The organism is Oceanicaulis sp. LC35 (assembly GCF_052055585.1).
Classification (GTDB): domain Bacteria; phylum Pseudomonadota; class Alphaproteobacteria; order Caulobacterales; family Maricaulaceae; genus Oceanicaulis.
In genome coordinates, this window is the sequence record NZ_CP170485.1 from 2,901,811 (window position 1) to 2,916,133 (window position 14,323).

General features: G+C 64.0%; 17 protein-coding genes. 8 read left to right on the plus strand and 9 right to left on the minus strand.

Annotation, left to right across the window (positions count from 1 at the left end; all coding sequences use genetic code 11):
• Window positions 1–297, minus strand: coding sequence for a 4a-hydroxytetrahydrobiopterin dehydratase (locus tag ACFELO_RS13700; protein WP_440958328.1), 297 nt, complete (start codon window positions 295–297; stop codon window positions 1–3).
• Between the two features lie 136 nt (window positions 298–433).
• Between ACFELO_RS13700 and ACFELO_RS13705 the strand changes: the two genes are divergently transcribed.
• Window positions 434–706: a histidine kinase gene (locus ACFELO_RS13705; RefSeq protein ID WP_440958329.1), complete on the plus strand. Its 273-nt coding sequence runs from the start codon at window positions 434–436 to the stop codon at window positions 704–706.
• On the opposite strand, the gene queG is transcribed toward ACFELO_RS13705, so the two are convergent.
• From queG to ACFELO_RS13720, 3 genes are read right to left on the minus strand one after another with little or no spacing between them, the layout of a single operon-like run.
• Window positions 703–1,821 (minus strand): tRNA epoxyqueuosine(34) reductase QueG, encoded by a 1,119-nt coding sequence (queG, locus tag ACFELO_RS13710; RefSeq protein WP_440958330.1) that lies wholly within the window; start codon window positions 1,819–1,821, stop codon window positions 703–705. The two genes, ACFELO_RS13705 and queG, sit on opposite strands and share 4 nt — an antisense overlap.
• A 2-nt stretch (window positions 1,822–1,823) precedes the next feature.
• Entirely contained in the window at window positions 1,824–2,501 is a 678-nt protein-coding gene (fzlA, locus tag ACFELO_RS13715; protein ID WP_440958331.1) for an FtsZ-binding protein FzlA, read from the minus strand.
• A gap of 31 nt (window positions 2,502–2,532) precedes the next feature.
• Window positions 2,533–3,513 carry a cation diffusion facilitator family transporter gene (locus ACFELO_RS13720; protein ID WP_440958332.1) on the minus strand — a complete coding sequence of 327 codons (981 nt, stop codon included), beginning with the start codon at window positions 3,511–3,513 and terminating at the stop codon, window positions 2,533–2,535.
• Between the two features lie 100 nt (window positions 3,514–3,613).
• Between ACFELO_RS13720 and ACFELO_RS13725 the strand changes: the two genes are divergently transcribed.
• Complete coding sequence (locus ACFELO_RS13725) at window positions 3,614–4,414, plus strand: undecaprenyl-diphosphate phosphatase (protein WP_440958333.1); 801 nt, start codon at window positions 3,614–3,616, stop codon at window positions 4,412–4,414.
• A 3-nt stretch (window positions 4,415–4,417) separates the two neighbouring features.
• Here the strand turns inward: ACFELO_RS13725 and ACFELO_RS13730 are convergent, their stop codons facing one another.
• On the minus strand, window positions 4,418–5,128 hold the full coding sequence (locus ACFELO_RS13730; protein WP_440958334.1) for a LolA family protein: 711 nt from the start codon (window positions 5,126–5,128) through the stop codon (window positions 4,418–4,420).
• 105 nt (window positions 5,129–5,233) lie between these two features.
• Here ACFELO_RS13730 and ACFELO_RS13735 point away from each other — a divergent pair, with 105 nt between their 5' ends.
• The 6 genes from ACFELO_RS13735 (at window position 5,234) to ACFELO_RS13760 (ending at window position 9,034) form a co-directional block, all read left to right on the plus strand.
• Window positions 5,234–6,061, plus strand: coding sequence for a thioesterase family protein (locus tag ACFELO_RS13735; protein WP_440958335.1), 828 nt, complete (start codon window positions 5,234–5,236; stop codon window positions 6,059–6,061).
• A 127-nt stretch (window positions 6,062–6,188) separates the two neighbouring features.
• On the plus strand, window positions 6,189–6,677 hold the full coding sequence (locus ACFELO_RS13740; RefSeq protein WP_440958336.1) for a DUF2244 domain-containing protein: 489 nt from the start codon (window positions 6,189–6,191) through the stop codon (window positions 6,675–6,677).
• Window positions 6,678–6,699: 22 nt separating this feature from the next.
• Window positions 6,700–7,572 carry a methylated-DNA--[protein]-cysteine S-methyltransferase gene (locus ACFELO_RS13745; protein ID WP_440958337.1) on the plus strand — a complete coding sequence of 291 codons (873 nt, stop codon included), beginning with the start codon at window positions 6,700–6,702 and terminating at the stop codon, window positions 7,570–7,572.
• Between the two features lie 10 nt (window positions 7,573–7,582).
• On the plus strand, window positions 7,583–8,140 hold the full coding sequence (locus tag ACFELO_RS13750; protein WP_440958338.1) for a hypothetical protein: 558 nt from the start codon (window positions 7,583–7,585) through the stop codon (window positions 8,138–8,140).
• A gap of 21 nt (window positions 8,141–8,161) precedes the next feature.
• On the plus strand, window positions 8,162–8,626 hold the full coding sequence (locus ACFELO_RS13755; RefSeq protein ID WP_440958339.1) for a VOC family protein: 465 nt from the start codon (window positions 8,162–8,164) through the stop codon (window positions 8,624–8,626).
• A 102-nt stretch (window positions 8,627–8,728) separates the two neighbouring features.
• The gene (locus ACFELO_RS13760) at window positions 8,729–9,034 is read left to right on the plus strand and encodes a hypothetical protein (protein ID WP_440958340.1); all 306 of its coding nucleotides are present in this window, start codon (window positions 8,729–8,731) and stop codon (window positions 9,032–9,034) included.
• Between the two features lie 2 nt (window positions 9,035–9,036).
• Here ACFELO_RS13760 and ACFELO_RS13765 read toward each other — a convergent pair whose 3' ends face one another.
• The 4 genes from ACFELO_RS13765 to dnaK form a co-directional block, all read right to left on the minus strand.
• On the minus strand, window positions 9,037–10,077 hold the full coding sequence (locus ACFELO_RS13765) for a hypothetical protein (protein WP_440958341.1): 1,041 nt from the start codon (window positions 10,075–10,077) through the stop codon (window positions 9,037–9,039).
• Window positions 10,070–10,888: a 4-hydroxy-tetrahydrodipicolinate reductase gene (gene dapB, locus ACFELO_RS13770; protein WP_440958342.1), complete on the minus strand. Its 819-nt coding sequence runs from the start codon at window positions 10,886–10,888 to the stop codon at window positions 10,070–10,072. Before dapB ends, ACFELO_RS13765 begins: the two co-directional genes overlap by 8 nt.
• Window positions 10,889–10,967: 79 nt before the next feature.
• Window positions 10,968–12,155: a molecular chaperone DnaJ gene (gene dnaJ / locus ACFELO_RS13775; RefSeq protein WP_440958343.1), complete on the minus strand. Its 1,188-nt coding sequence runs from the start codon at window positions 12,153–12,155 to the stop codon at window positions 10,968–10,970.
• A gap of 92 nt (window positions 12,156–12,247) precedes the next feature.
• Window positions 12,248–14,161 carry a molecular chaperone DnaK gene (gene dnaK / locus ACFELO_RS13780; RefSeq protein WP_440958344.1) on the minus strand — a complete coding sequence of 638 codons (1,914 nt, stop codon included), beginning with the start codon at window positions 14,159–14,161 and terminating at the stop codon, window positions 12,248–12,250.
• Window positions 14,162–14,323 lie beyond the last annotated feature (162 nt).

The following is a 14,323-nucleotide window of genomic DNA, read 5'->3' on the forward strand; positions in this document are numbered from 1 at the left end:
CTAGCCCTTGTTCAGGACCGCGGCGCGCGCCTCGATGAATTGCGCCAGCTCGAGATCGAGATTGGTCACGCCGTCCGCGTCATGGGTCGACAGCGTCACATCCACAGTATTGTAGACGTTGAACCATTCAGGATGGTGATCCATCTGCTCGGCTTTCATGGCCACCTGGGTCATCAGGGCGAAAGCGCTCTTGAAGTCGTCAAACTTGAAGACCTTGCGCACCGCATCGCGGCTCTCGACCGCCTCCCAGCCTGAAACTTGGTCGATAAGAGCCTGTGCGCCGATTTTATCCGCCATGATGATCTCCCTGGGTTTCTGGCCTGCAAGCTGACGGCAAACCGCCTGATCTTCAAGGCCATCGCCCTGCGTTTACTAAAAATGAGGGGGTGTTGGTGCAGACTTCAGTCTCTGATTGCAAATCACGGAGGCGGATATGACCCGCTATCTGGTGTCTGAAGAAAATCCGTCCGGCCGCAAGCTGGAAGACATCCTGCTGGAACTGCGCGCCGACGTGCTGCTCCGCTGCACCAAGATCTCTCATGATCTGCGCCCTGAAGCGCTGCATGTGCTGGCCAATAACGTCAAAGTGCTCGAACACCTGACCGAGGCGATCGAGCTGGCGCAAGACAGCTCTCATCTGCTCAATCGCGCCTTCGGCCCCAGCCAGGCCGACAAGGGCGGCCCGCCGCGCATCGGTGACGCCTAGGCCGCCTCCCATTCCGCGCGAACATCCGGGTCGGTCTCTGCACCGGCCCGTTGCGCTTTCTCCACACTGAACCTGTCAGCATCGAGCTGGGCCAGCGCCCAGATCGCCGCGCCGCGCACCAGTTCTGACGGATCGTCCAGCAGCGCGCACGCCTGTTCGGCCAATGCCGTGTTCTGGCTGTTGCCCAGCGCAATCAGAACATTGCGCACAAACCGATCCCGCCCGACCCGCTTGATCGGCGAACCACGAAAAAACTCCCGGAACGCCGCGTCATCGAGCGTGGCCAGCTCTTTGAGTTTCGGCCCGGTCAGGGCTTCACGCGGGTGAAACGCCGCTTCAGAGCTCGCTTGCGCGAACTTGTTCCACGGGCACACGGCCAGACAATCATCACAGCCATAAATCCGATTGCCCATGGGCTTGCGAAACTCGAGCGGGATCGGGCCCTTGTTCTCGATGGTCAGATACGAGATGCAGCGCCGCGCATCGATCTGGTAAGGGGCCGGAAAGGCCTGGGTCGGGCAGATATCAAGACACGCCCGGCACGACCCGCAATGATCGGTTTCAGGCGCATCGGGTTCCAGCTCCGCCGCGGTCAGCATCACGCCCAGAAACAGCCAGCTGCCATGAGAGCGGCTGACCAGATTGGTGTGCTTGCCCTGCCAGCCGAGGCCGGATTTGTGCGCCAGCGGCTTTTCCATCAGGGGGGCGGTGTCGACAAACACCTTCACTTCCGAGCCGGTCTCACGGTGGAACGCGCCCGCAAAGCGCTTGAGGCGCTTTTTGAGGATGTCGTGATAATCCTTGTTCCGGGCATAGACGCTGATCGCGGCCTCATCGCGCCGCTCCAGAATCTCCAGCGGATCGTGCTCGGGCCCGTATTCAAGGCCCACAACGACCGCTGATTTCGCATCCGGCCACATGGCGGTGGGATGGGAGCGCCGCTCCAGCGTGTCTTCCATCCACGCCATATCGCCATGGCGTCCCTCGCCCACAAAGCGTTTGAGCCGTTCGCCCGCCTGCCAGGGTTCATCGGCGCGGGTGACGCGCACGACCGAGAAGCCGGCCTCCAGCGCCAGCGCCTTGACCCGCCCGGCCTGAGCTTCAGGCCCTGACATACCTAGAAATCCAGATCCTGATAGCCGTTCACGGGCGGGCAGCCCGGCAGGCGGTCGGCCAAGATGGCGCGGAAGGAGGGGCGGCATTTGATGCGCTGATACCAGGCCTTGGCGGCGGGGAAGTCATCCCAGGGCACATCGCCGAGATAATCCACGCAGGACAGGTGCGCGGCGGCCACGAGATCGGCCATCGTAAAGCGCGGCCCGGCCAGACCGTCGCGCTGATCCAGAAGCCCGCACATATAATCAAGATGCCAACGCAACATGTCGCGCCCGATGCGGATCGCCTCCATGTCCGGCGCGCCGAGGGACTGCACGCGCTTTTCGAGCTTTTCGTGCAGCAGGAAGGCGTTCACCTCGGCGTTGAACTTCACATCAAACCACGCCGCCAGACGCCGCGCCTCGGCGCGATCGGCCGGACCGCCCGGCAGCAGCGCCGGCTCGGGATGGGTTTCCTCAAGATATTCCAGGATTGCGCGGGTCTCGCACAGGGCCGTGCGGCCCTTCTCGGTCTCCTCGACCAGGACCGGCGGCATTCCTGTGGGATTGAGCGCGACAAGGTCGTCCGGCATATCCCAGAACCGCTGATACTCGACCTCGAAATCGAGCTTCTTCTCGGCAAGCGCGAGACGGACCTGTCGGGACCAGGGATCAAGGGGCCAATGGTGCAAGATACGCATGGCCCTATCCTAACCGCGTTCGGCGAACGGCTTAAGCCGGTTCATCTGCTGGACCTGCACTCGACGCTCCATCCTTGCCGAAATAGGCGTTGCCATGGGGCGCGGCGCGGCCTTTCGGGTCGGGGTGGATGAGCACATCCGCCGCCGGATAGGCCGCCATGACGCGCTTTTCAGCGGCGACGACAATCTCATGGGCCCTGGTCAGGCTCAGATCCGGGTCGAGCTCCATATGCATCTGGATGTGGATGAACGGACCCGAGGCGCGGGTGCGCAACTGGTGCACGCCCAGAACCCGCGGATCCTCTTCGGCCAGTGAGATGATCTGCTCGCGCTCCTCATCGGGAAGCTCGCGGTCCATCAGCGCTGAAATGGCGTCGCGCCCCACGGTGAACGCCGTCCAGAACAGCCAGAGCACCACGACAAAGCCCATGATCGGGTCGGCGCGCTCGATACCGATCAGCGCCAGCACAAGGCCGACGACCACCACCATGTTCGAGCTGAGGTCCGCAAAATAGTGCGCCCGGTCGCCCGTCACCGCCAGAGAGCCGGTCTGTTTCACCGCCCGCGTCTGGGCCCAGACCAACCCCAGGGTCAAAGTGATGGACAAGCCCATCACCGACAGGGCGATGGCGCCCGCATCCAGCGGCTGGGGATCGGTGAAGCGGTTCCAGGATTCATGAATGAGATAGCCCGCCGACAGCGCCACCAGCAGAGCCTGCAGGAGACTCGCCAGCGCTTCCGCCTTGCCATGGCCATAGCGGTGCTCGGCATCCGCCGGAGTGGAGGCGTAACGCACCGCGAAAAACGTCGTCAGAGACGCCACGAGATCGAGCGAGGAATCCGCCAGGGAGGCGAGCATTGCGACCGAGCCCGAGAGGATCCAGGCGATGAGCTTGGCGACCACGAGCGTCGCCGCGACCATGACCGACAGCCGCGTGACGCTTCCGGTGATCTTGCGGGCGTCGGCAGGAGCAAGCTTGCCCGGCCCTGCGTCCAGAGCGTCATGCGGCATGGCGGTTTTCCATTATGTGTTGTCCAAACAGCATAAGCCCTTGGCGAGCGGATCAATCGCGCGCACTCTGCCGCCGAACCACCCGGGGGAATGACACGCTATGGGCCTTCTTCATCTCATTATTCTGGCGATCGTCCAAGGGATCACCGAGTTTCTCCCCATCTCATCCTCCGCCCATCTCATCCTCGCGCCGCAGGTTCTGGGCGATGCGGATCAGGGCCCGCTGATCGACGTGATGGCGCATCTGGGTACGCTCTTCGCTGTGCTGGTGTATTTCCGCGCTGATGTGGTCAATGTGGTGACTGGCAAGCTGGCCCTTCTGAAGGGACAGATCACGCCCGGCGGCAAGCTGGCGCTTCTGATCGCCGTCGCCACCCCGCCCGTGCTGATCGCAGGGGGCGGGCTTTACATCTCCGGCATGGCGGACGCCTTGCGTTCGCCGCTGGTGATCGCCTGGGCGACGCTCATCCTCGCGGTTCCGCTCTGGCTCGCGGACCATTTCGGCAAGCAGACTGTCACCACCGAAACCCTGAGCTGGCGCGGCGCCATCCTGATCGGTCTGGCGCAAATGTTCGCGCTGGTCCCCGGCTCGTCACGCTCGGGCGTGACGATGACCGCCGCCCGCGCATTGGGCATGACCCGCAGCGAGGCGGCGCGTTTTTCCATGCTGATAGCCGTGCCGGTGATCGCCGCGTTCGGCCTTCTGGCGGTGATCGAGCTGGCGCGGGGCGCAGACAGCGCCCACTCGCTGACAGACGGCCTGATCGTGGCGATCCTGTCCTTCTTCGCCGCCCTCGCCTCCATCGCCGTGCTGATGCGCGTGGTGGACCGTCTGGGCTTCCTGCCCTTCGTAATCTACCGGCTGGGTCTGGCGGCGCTTCTGTTCTGGTGGGCGCTCTAGAACCTAGCGGCCGCGACGACGGCGGTCCCCGCCCATCACGTCCTCATCATCGAGGATGAACTGGCGCGGGCTGATGCGCACGCCGGTCTCGACCTCTGACAGGCTCACCTCGGTCATCCCGCCCATGGCGTCCACCGTGTACCAGCCCGCCAGCGTCATGGTTTCAGGCGCCGCGTCAGGCCGGGCATCCTCGAACACCAGCGTCAGACGGCCTTCGACAGCGTCCTCGGGGTCTTCCAGCGTCACATAGAGCCGACCGTCATAGCGGCCCGCATCCACGACCGCGCCGGAGCCCGCCAGATCAAGATCCGCATCCAGCAGGAAGCGCAGGGGCGTCTCGCCGATGGGCGCACGATCGATCGTTTCAAGATCAAAGTCGGCGACTGCCACGAATGAACCGTCCGCCACCATGAGCACCGGATTGGGAGCGTCATAGTCAAACCGCGCCTTGCCGGGGCGATCGATCTCGAGCAGGCCCGAAGCCTCGGAATTGTCAGCCGCGATCTGGATGAACCGGGCGCGCAGCGTATCAAGCCCTTCCAGCCAGGCCTGAGCGCGCTCGGCCCCGGCTTCAGGCGTGATCTGCCCCGGAGCCGGCTCGACGGCCTGAGCCTCGGGCAGCGGCTCGGGCGCTGCCTGTGCGGGCGCTTCGGATTGCTGGGCGCCGGAAAGCAGCGTCAGAGCGGCGGAGAGGAGAAAAGCTGTTGTGTTCATGGGTCCTGTTTAGTCCCTGATTTGGGCGTGAGAAAGGCCAACGCGTTCATCTTCGCGACAGGCTTCAGTGAGGCGCGCTTGCCCTTGAGGGACGGTTCGGGCTTCATGCCGCCCGATAAACTGCGTCAAAGGCCCATCAGTTCCATGTCCATCGCCCAGCTACTCGCCAATCATGACCCCTCCGCCACCCGCTTCACGCTGGATGTTCCCGATCAGTGGAAGCAAGGCCGGACCGTCTATGGCGGCCTGACGGCGGGTCTTTGCCTGCAAGCGGCCCTGCCCCATGCGAACGGGCGCCCGTTGCGTAGCGCGATGATCAGCTTTGTCGGACCCAGCGCAGGCGCGCTGACCGTGGACGCCGAAAAGCTGCGCGAAGGCCGCACCGCCTGCTCGGTGCGCACGCGCCTGTCCGGCGAAGCGGGGATTGGCGTGGAAAGCGTCTTCACCTTCGCCGGAGAACGGGAATCCGCCTATCTGATGGAGCCGCCGCTCATGCCCGAGCGCGCCGTGGCCCCCGATGACGCGACAGAAACCCTCACATTTCCCGTCGGCGCGCCGGTATTCACGCGCAATTTCGATTTCATCTGGGCGGGCGGCGGCGTGCCGTTCAGCCAGAGCGACAAGCCGGTCATCCGCATGTGGGCGCGCCATGCCGATCCTGACGCGCGGAACATGCCCATCGCGCTCCTGACGCTGGGCGATGCGCTCGCCCCGGCGCTGGCGCCGCTCCTGAGCGCGCCAACGCCGCTCTCCTCCATGACCTGGATGGTCGATATCCTGACCGATGAACCCAAAACCCGTGACGGCTGGTGGCTGCTGGAAAGCCGCGCCGATCATGTGCGCGGCGGCTTTTCCACTCAAGACATGAGCATCTGGAACACGGATGGCGCCTGCGTGGCCAAGGGCCGCCAGATGGTGACCGTCTTCGGCTGAGTTCGCCGAAAACTGGCCAAGTCCGCAGCTGCGGCCTATTTTGGCTGTCATGGAACGGCGTCGGCTGATTGAAACCTGGCCTGCAGACCATAGCGCCCCTCCGTTATCGGAGGGCGAGGCGCTCTATATGGATGCGCAGGTTCGCCCCAACCGCTCCCTGCCCAATCCCGGCTTCATCGCACTGATGATCGCCATGGGCGCGATCAGCTTTTCCGCCGGCATCGCCTTCATGGTCATGGGCGCCTGGCCGGTGATGGGCTTTTTCGGCCTCGACGTGCTGTTGATCTGGATCGGTTTCAAACTGTCCTATCGCGACGGGCGGCGCATGGAGTCCATCAAGATCACGCGCGACGAGATTCGCGTTATCCGCCGCTTCCCCACGGGCCACCTCATCCAGTTCATCCTGCCCAGCGCCTGGACCCGCGTCATTGTCGAGGGCGAGGGCGAACCGGATGTGCAGGCGCGGCTGACCGCCATGGGCAAAAGCCTGATCATTGGCAGCTGGCTGTCCCCGCGGGAGCGGGAAAGCCTCGCCGACGCCATCCGTGACGCCCTGGACAACGCCCGACGAGCGCGGGGGCCGCAGCTGGCGCAAGAATCAGGTGGCGGGGCCTGAGCGCCCGCGGCAGGGTGCGCCCATGACCGCTGAACTCGACACCCTCTCCCCGCCCGACCGGCTGAAAGTCCGCGCCGAGGACTATGACCGCATTGTCGCGGCGCTCGATTTCCTGTCGGAGAACTGGCGCGAGCAGCCTGATCTCGCCGCCGCCGCACAGGCCGCCGGGCTGTCGCCGCACCATTTCCAGCGCGTCTTCACCCGCTGGACCGGCGCCAGCCCCAAAAAACTGGTGCAGGCTTTGACCCATGCCAGCGCCCGCAAGCTGCTGGTGGACGGTGCGAGCGTTCTGGATGCGGCGCTGGAGAGCGGCCTCTCGGGCCCGTCGCGCCTGCATGACATCTTCATCGCCGAGGAAGCGGCGACGCCCGGCGAGGTGAAATCGGGCGGCTCCGGCCTCGATTTTCGCTACGGATATGCGCCCTCGCCCTTTGGCGTTGCGGTGTTCGTGATCGCGCCCCGCGGCCTGTCAGGCCTGGCCTTCTGCAGCCCCGGCGAGGAAGACGACGCCTTTCAGGACCTCGCCCGGCGCTTCCCCCAAGCGCGCTATGAGCGCGATGATGCGCTGGCGTCCGACTGGGCGGGGCGCGTTTTTGATGCAGCTGCAGGAGAAGCGACTGTGCCGCTGGCGCTTTATGGCGCGCCCTTCCGGCGTCAGGTCTGGCGAGCGCTGCTGACCATCCCGTCCGCCTGCACCGTCAGCTATGGCGACATCGCCAGAGCCGCCGGCAAAGCAGGGGCGGCGCGGGCGACCGGCGCAGCGGTCGGCGCAAACCCGATCAGCTGGCTGATCCCCTGTCACCGGGTACTGGCGGCGGATGGCCGACTGACCGGCTATCACTGGGGACTCGATCGTAAGCGCGCAATGCTCGCCTATGAGGCCGCGACGGGTTAAAAGCCGTCTCATGTTCGATCTGTCTCTTTTCATACTCGGGGGCGTCTTCGTCCTCTTCATCCTCGCCTGCCTTGCGCGCTGGTGGGTGTCCGTCCGCGGACTGACCACAGAAGCACATGCGGAATACCAGACCCGGCAGGCGGAGAAGCCGCGCACCATCAAGGGTGTGAGCGAAGCTGAGTTCGTCCGGCTTTACGTGTCCTGCTTCCAGCCGCGCTGGACGCTCTACGCCGCCGCCGCCGCCGGTTCGGCGATCCTGATCAGCCCGGTCGCCCTGCTGGCCGTGCCCGCGCTCTATGATGTGATCTGGCGCGCCAACGGCGCCCCCGAATGGGGCGGCCGGACGGGATATGTCTTCATGTTCGCGCTGTTCTTTGGTGTGGTTTTCATCTGGGCGGCCTTGGCTGCGGTAATCGCGCGCTTACATCATCTGCGAGCCCCGGAGCCGTTCAATCACGCGCTCGCCCGGGCGCGCGGCGAACCGATCGAGGACACCGGCTGGCGTCCGCGTCCCAAATGGGCGCGCAAGATCCAGATCGACGCCCCCGCGTCCGACACAGACAGCTAATCCTCTCACAAGGAGCGTTACATGCACTTCCTGCACACCATGGTGCGCGTCACCGATATCGACGCGTCGCTGAAATTCTATTGCGACGGGCTGGGCCTGAAAGAAGTGCGCCGCACCGAGAACGAGGCGGGTCGCTTCACCCTGGTCTTCCTGGCGAGCCGTGAAGACATCGCCAAGTCCGGCGTCATCGGGGACTCCAAGATCCTGCCCAAGGGCGCGCCGATGATCGAGCTGACCTATAACTGGGACCCGGAGACCTATGCCTCGGGCCGCAATTTCGGTCACATCGCCTATGAGGTGAAGGACATCTACGCCCTGTGCGGTCGTCTGGCCTCGATGGGCTATGTGATTCACCGCCCGCCCCGGGATGGGCGCATGGCGTTCGTCAAAAGCCCGGACGGCATCTCGGTCGAGCTATTGCAGGAAGGCGAAGCCCTGGAGCCTGCAGAGCCCTGGGCCAGCATGGAAAATACCGGCAGCTGGTAAAATAGCCTGCCCTCAAAGGCCCGCCCGCAAGGCGGGCCTTTTTGCAGGCCCCTTGACGAGAACAGATGTTCCGCTTATGTTCCTTCCTGTAAGGAGTGGAACATGGCGTATGCAACCAAATCTGCCGGATATGCCCGTAACGCTGGCAAGCGCTGGCGCGGCGAGGATGTGAAACTGCTCAAGGCTCTGGCCCGTCAGGGCGCCAGCCTGCGTCTGATCAGCCTGAAGCTGGGCCGTCCTGACAGCGCCATTCGCGCCAAGGCGACCACGCTGGGGCTGACGCTCAAGGCGCCTGCTCCCATGGTTGCGCCCCCGCCCAGCCGCACGCTGTCACGTCTGCGCACCCCGACTCAACGCACCGATTTTGAAAGCCTGACCCGACAACCGGACCTGTTCGGTCACGCCTGATCTTATGTGAAGCGGTTGAGCACCAGCTCCGCCGCAGCCGAGCCAAACCAGGCCAGCACCGGGATGAAGCCGTACAGCGCCAGACGCCGGGTCACGGGCGCGGAGATCGGCCAGACCGGCAGTTTTTCCAACCAGGTCTCATAGGCGATCAGCTCTGACACAGGCGCGCCCTTGGGAGCGCCCTTCAGAACCGCGTCACCGCTCGCGGTAATCTGTTCGCGAACCGCCTGCAGGGCGGCGTCCCGCACCAGCGCGCATTTGCGCACCACCGGGCCAATGGTGGAGGCGAAGGCATAACCCGATGCAATCAGGGCCAGCACGAGGGCCGTCGCTGAAATCGGAGCCGGCGTTGAATCCACAAACAAGAGCAGGATGACCGCCGTCATCACCAGCCAGGCCAGCGCGCCGCGCAGGGCCAGACGGCCAAAGATCTGATTGCGCTCGAGATGCGCCAGATCCACCTGAAGATGGTTCTCCACCAGCTGGCGCATCTCCCGGTCTTCATACCGCACCATATAGCCGCCGCGCGCGGCCAGACCGAACACCAGGGCGTTCATGATCGCAAAGAAGGGCGAAATGGTGCCCCAATACTGGTCCCAGGTAATTTCAGGCGGGTTGAGCAGCCACATATTCACCAGCAAGCCGCCAACTGCGCCCGCCAGAAACACAAGCAGAGACCGCCAGGCGTGCTGGCGGGTCGGCCCCTTCGCCATCGCCTCGACCTGACGGCCGCCCGCTTCATCCAGGACCGCCTTCAGCTGAGGCAGGGAGGCCTGCCATTGTCTTTGGGTAATCGCCGGCATGGTGGTGGCGACGCCTGTGATCATGCAGATGACCAATGCGGCCCAGGCGGCGCTGTTGAAGCGTACCCCCGCGCCTGCCTGTTCGATGACGGCTTGGCCAACCTCGACCGAGTACACAAGATAGACGGCATAGATCAGTGCGCTGATCAGAAGCCCGTTCAGAACCGGCGGCAGGGGCGACAGGCCATGCAGCCACACTTCGGGATAAGGGCTTCGCTCTGCGTCAGTCTGTTCAGTCACCCAGTATGTCCTGCATGGAGTAGAGGCCCGGAGCCTTGCCCTTGATCCAGCGCGCCGCCGCGAGCGCACCCTGGGCGAAGATAAACCGGTCATACGCCTTGTGGGAAATACTGACTTCTTCAAAGGCCGACAGGAAGCGCGCCTCGTGTTCGCCGACCACGCCGCCGCCGCGAATGGCGCTGAAGCCGATCGCGCCGACCGGGCGCGGACCGTCATGGCGCGGGCGGGTGTACTGGGCGACATCCTCCAGCTCCACGCCGCGCGCACGGGCTGCAGCTTCGCCCAGGCTCAAGGCCGTACCCGAGGGTGCATCCGCCTTGCGCTTGTGATGCGCTTCCACAATCTCGAGATCAAAGTGCTCGTCAGACAGCGCTTTGGCGGCCTGGGCCACCAGCCGCTCGACCAACGCCACGCCCAGCGAAAAATTGCTCGCCTGCAGAACCGGAATGGTTTCCGCCGCCTGTTCCAGCGCCGCCTGCTGGTCCTTTTCAAGACCCGTCACGCCGGTGACCAGGGCGCGATGACCCATGGCCGCCAGACGCGGCGCAATAGCGCTCGTCACCTTGGGTAGGGAGGCGTCGATCAGCACATCGGCCTGATCGGCCGCCTGTTCCAGCGCAACCACAGTTTCGATGCCAAGAAAACCTGAGCCGCACAACTCTCCGAGATCAGAGCCGAGATTGGCGGAATCCGAGCTTACCATGCCGCCGACCAGCGACAGATCGCTCGCCCGAATGACCTCGGTTGCGATCGCGCGACCCAAACGGCCCGAAATGCCCGTTACGGCGATATGAATGCTGGTTCCCGACATGACGCCCCTCACAACCTGACGCTTTGTCATCGCGCGTTTAGGTGAAAAAAGCGTAAGTCGAGCCGGTCAGGCCAGAGGCTCAGGCGTCGGGACGATGATCGTGCTCGTCATCCCCGCTGATATCATCCCAGAAGCGCTTCACCTTGTTGAAAAAGCCATCGCTTTCAGGATTACAGCCTGCGCCGGAAATCTCGCAGAACTCGCGCAGGATTTCTTTCTGACGGTCGGTCATCTTGCGCGGGGTCTCGACAAACAATTCCACATACATGTCGCCGCGGGCGCCGCCGCCATTGAGCTTGACCATGCCCTTGTTGCGCAAGCGCATGCGTTCGCCGGTCTGGGCGCCTTCAGGGATGCGGATCTTGACCTTGCCGCCATCAATAGTGGGCGCATCGATCTCGCCGCCCAGCGCCGCGGTCACCATGGAGACCGGCGCGCGGCAGTACAGATTGGGTCCGTCACGCTCAAACAGGCCATGATGACCGACCGAGACGAAGATATAAAGATCGCCCTTGGGCCCGCCGCGCGCGCCCGCTTCGCCTTCACCGGCGAGGCGGATGCGCATGCCGTCCTCGACGCCCGCCGGGATCTGCACGCGCAGATCACGTGTCTTGCGGACCCGGCCTGCGCCATCGCATTCCTGGCACGGCGTCTCGACATAGGAGCCGCGCCCGCCGCAAGTCGGACAGGTCTGTTCCATGGTGAAGAAGCCCTGGGTGCGCCGGATACGGCCCGCGCCCGCGCAGGTTTCACAGGTCGTCACGCCCGTGCCCGGCTCGGCCCCGTCGCCTTCACAGCGCTCACAGGTCACGGTGGTGGGAACGCGGATATTGGCGTCCTTGCCGTGATAGGCCTCCTCGAGGCTGATCTGCATGTCATAGCGCAGGTCAGAGCCGCGAGCCGGTCCGGACCGACGCCCGCCGCCGCTCCGACGCCCGCCGCCCATGCCGAAGGCATCGCCAAAGACCTGCTCGAAAATATCTGCAAAATCGGCCGCGCCCGCACCGCCGCCAAACGGGTGACCCCCGCCGCCACCGCCTTGCTGGAAGGCGGCATGGCCCATGCGGTCATAGGCGGCGCGCTTGTCCGCGTCCGAAAGAATGGCGTACGCCTCGCCGACTTCCTTGAACTTGGCTTCGGCTTCGGCGTCATCAGGGTTCTGGTCGGGATGGTATTTCATCGCCAGCTTGCGATAGGCGGATTTGATCGCCTTCGCGTCGGCATCCCTGGCGACGCCCAGAACCTCATAATAATCGCGTTTGCTCATGCGTGCGGTCCGGTGTTTGAAGTTTCAGCCCTGAAGCAACACGGCCCCGCCCCTGATGCGGGACGGGGCCGCGCGCCTCGTCTGGTAAAGCCTTAGGCGCTTTTCTTGTCGTCGTCGTCGTTCACTTCGGTGAACTCGGCGTCGACCACGCCTTCTTCAGCTTCGGAATCCGCTTTCGCAGCGGCTTCCCCGCCATCAGCTTGCTGCGCAGCGTACATCGCCTCGCCCAGCTTCATGGCGGCCTGCATCAGGGCTTGGGTCTTCTGCTGGATGGCTTCGGGGTCTTCACCCTCCTTGACGCCTTCCAGCTCCTTGATCGCATCCTCGATCGCGGCCTTGTCTTCGGCCGAGACCTTGTCGCCGAACTCCTCGACCTGTTTCTGGGTCTGGTGGATCAGCGCTTCAGCGTTGTTTTTCGCGTCAACAAGCTCACGGCGCTTCTTGTCCGCGTCGGCGTTGGCTTCCGCGTCCTTGACCATTTGCTCGATATCGCTGTCAGACAGACCGCCAGAGGCCTGGATACGGATCGCCTGTTCCTTGCCGGTGGCCTGGTCCTTGGCGGACACGTTCACAAGACCGTTGGCGTCGATGTCGAAGGTCACTTCGATCTGCGGCATGCCGCGCGGCGCCGGCGGAATGCCCACAAGGTCAAACTGGCCCAGCAGCTTGTTGTCCGCCGCCATTTCACGCTCGCCCTGGAAAACCCGGATCGTCACAGCGGTCTGATTGTCGTCCGCGGTGGAGAAGGTCTGGGACTTCTTGGTCGGGATCGTCGTGTTGCGGTCGATAAGACGGGTGAACACGCCGCCCAGGGTCTCGATGCCGAGGCTCAGCGGGGTCACGTCCAGCAGCAGCACGTCCTTGACGTCGCCCTGCAGCACGCCGGCCTGGATGGCGGCGCCCATGGCGACCACTTCATCCGGGTTCACGCCCTTGTGCGGCTCACGACCGAAGAAGCCTTTCACCGCTTCCTGGACCTTGGGCATGCGGGTCATGCCGCCGACCAGCACCACATCGTCGATTTCAGACGCAGAGATGCCCGCATCCTTGAGCGCGTTCTTGCACGGCTCGATGGTGCGCTTGATCAGGTCGTCCACAAGGCTTTCCAGCTTGGCGCGGGAGAGCTTCATGTTGAGGTGTTTCGGACCGGACGCATCCGCGGTGATGAAGGGCAGGTTCACTTCATAGGACGAGGCGGAAGACAGCTCTTTCTTGGCTTTCTCCGCTTCCTCTTTCAGACGCTGCAGGGCCAGCTTGTCCTTGCGCAGGTCGATCGAGGTTTCCTTTTTGAACTCGTCTGCGAGGTATTCGACGATACGCATGTCGAAGTCTTCGCCGCCCAGGAAGGTGTCGCCATTGGTGGCTTTCACTTCAAAGACGCCATCGCCGATTTCCAGCACGGACACGTCGAAGGTGCCGCCGCCCAGGTCATAGACCACGATGGTGCGGTTATCGCCCTTGTCGAGACCATAGGCGAGCGCTGCGGCCGTCGGCTCGTTGATAATGCGCAGAACTTCCAGACCCGCGATCTTGCCCGCATCCTTGGTCGCCTGACGCTGGGCGTCGTTGAAGTAGGCCGGCACGGTGATGACGGCTTTTTCAACTTTCGAGCCCAGATAGCTCTCGGCGGTTTCCTTCATTTTCTGAAGGATGAAGGCGGAAATTTCGCTCGGCGCGTACTTCTTGTCGCGGCCTTGCACCCACGCGTCGCCATTGGGGCCCTCGGTGATGGAATAGGGCACCATATCCACGTCTTTTTTCACGGTCGGATCATTCATGGTCCGGCCGATCAGGCGTTTGATGGCGAAGAAGGTGTGGTCCGGGTTGGTCACGGCCTGGCGCTTGGCGGGCTGGCCGATCAGGCGCTCGCCGTCTTCCGTGAAGGCGACGACGGACGGGGTGGTCCGCATGCCTTCGGCGTTCTCGATCACTTTCGCCTGATCACCGTCCATGACGGCGACGCAGGAGTTGGTGGTCCCAAGGTCGATCCCGATAACTTTGCTCATCGCGTGCGTCTCTCCTGTTTAGCGGCGGGGCGGGGCGGTGGTGAGAAGCCCGAAGCGCTTCCCTCTCGCCGGGAGCCGCCCCCCTATTGGCTCGCGTTCAAAATTTCAACAATTAGGTCTTCGAGCGACTGCTCTCCGATCCGTCAGATGGTCTTCACTTTC

What these genes read in the sequence shown, in the direction of transcription:
- ACFELO_RS13700 (WP_440958328.1), bottom strand. Translation starts at nt 297, where the DNA reads ATGGCGGATAAAATCGGCGCACAGGCTCTTATCGACCAAGTTTCAGGC.
- ACFELO_RS13705 (WP_440958329.1), top strand. Translation starts at nt 434, where the DNA reads ATGACCCGCTATCTGGTGTCTGAAGAAAATCCGTCCGGCCGCAAGCTG.
- queG (WP_440958330.1), bottom strand. Translation starts at nt 1,821, where the DNA reads ATGTCAGGGCCTGAAGCTCAGGCCGGGCGGGTCAAGGCGCTGGCGCTG.
- fzlA (WP_440958331.1), bottom strand. Translation starts at nt 2,501, where the DNA reads ATGCGTATCTTGCACCATTGGCCCCTTGATCCCTGGTCCCGACAGGTC.
- ACFELO_RS13720 (WP_440958332.1), bottom strand. Translation starts at nt 3,513, where the DNA reads ATGCCGCATGACGCTCTGGACGCAGGGCCGGGCAAGCTTGCTCCTGCC.
- ACFELO_RS13725 (WP_440958333.1), top strand. Translation starts at nt 3,614, where the DNA reads ATGGGCCTTCTTCATCTCATTATTCTGGCGATCGTCCAAGGGATCACC.
- ACFELO_RS13730 (WP_440958334.1), bottom strand. Translation starts at nt 5,128, where the DNA reads ATGAACACAACAGCTTTTCTCCTCTCCGCCGCTCTGACGCTGCTTTCC.
- ACFELO_RS13735 (WP_440958335.1), top strand. Translation starts at nt 5,234, where the DNA reads ATGCCGCCCGATAAACTGCGTCAAAGGCCCATCAGTTCCATGTCCATC.
- ACFELO_RS13740 (WP_440958336.1), top strand. Translation starts at nt 6,189, where the DNA reads ATGGATGCGCAGGTTCGCCCCAACCGCTCCCTGCCCAATCCCGGCTTC.
- ACFELO_RS13745 (WP_440958337.1), top strand. Translation starts at nt 6,700, where the DNA reads ATGACCGCTGAACTCGACACCCTCTCCCCGCCCGACCGGCTGAAAGTC.
- ACFELO_RS13750 (WP_440958338.1), top strand. Translation starts at nt 7,583, where the DNA reads ATGTTCGATCTGTCTCTTTTCATACTCGGGGGCGTCTTCGTCCTCTTC.
- ACFELO_RS13755 (WP_440958339.1), top strand. Translation starts at nt 8,162, where the DNA reads ATGCACTTCCTGCACACCATGGTGCGCGTCACCGATATCGACGCGTCG.
- ACFELO_RS13760 (WP_440958340.1), top strand. Translation starts at nt 8,729, where the DNA reads ATGGCGTATGCAACCAAATCTGCCGGATATGCCCGTAACGCTGGCAAG.
- dapB (WP_440958342.1), bottom strand. Translation starts at nt 10,888, where the DNA reads ATGTCGGGAACCAGCATTCATATCGCCGTAACGGGCATTTCGGGCCGT.
- dnaJ (WP_440958343.1), bottom strand. Translation starts at nt 12,155, where the DNA reads ATGAGCAAACGCGATTATTATGAGGTTCTGGGCGTCGCCAGGGATGCC.
- dnaK (WP_440958344.1), bottom strand. Translation starts at nt 14,161, where the DNA reads ATGAGCAAAGTTATCGGGATCGACCTTGGGACCACCAACTCCTGCGTC.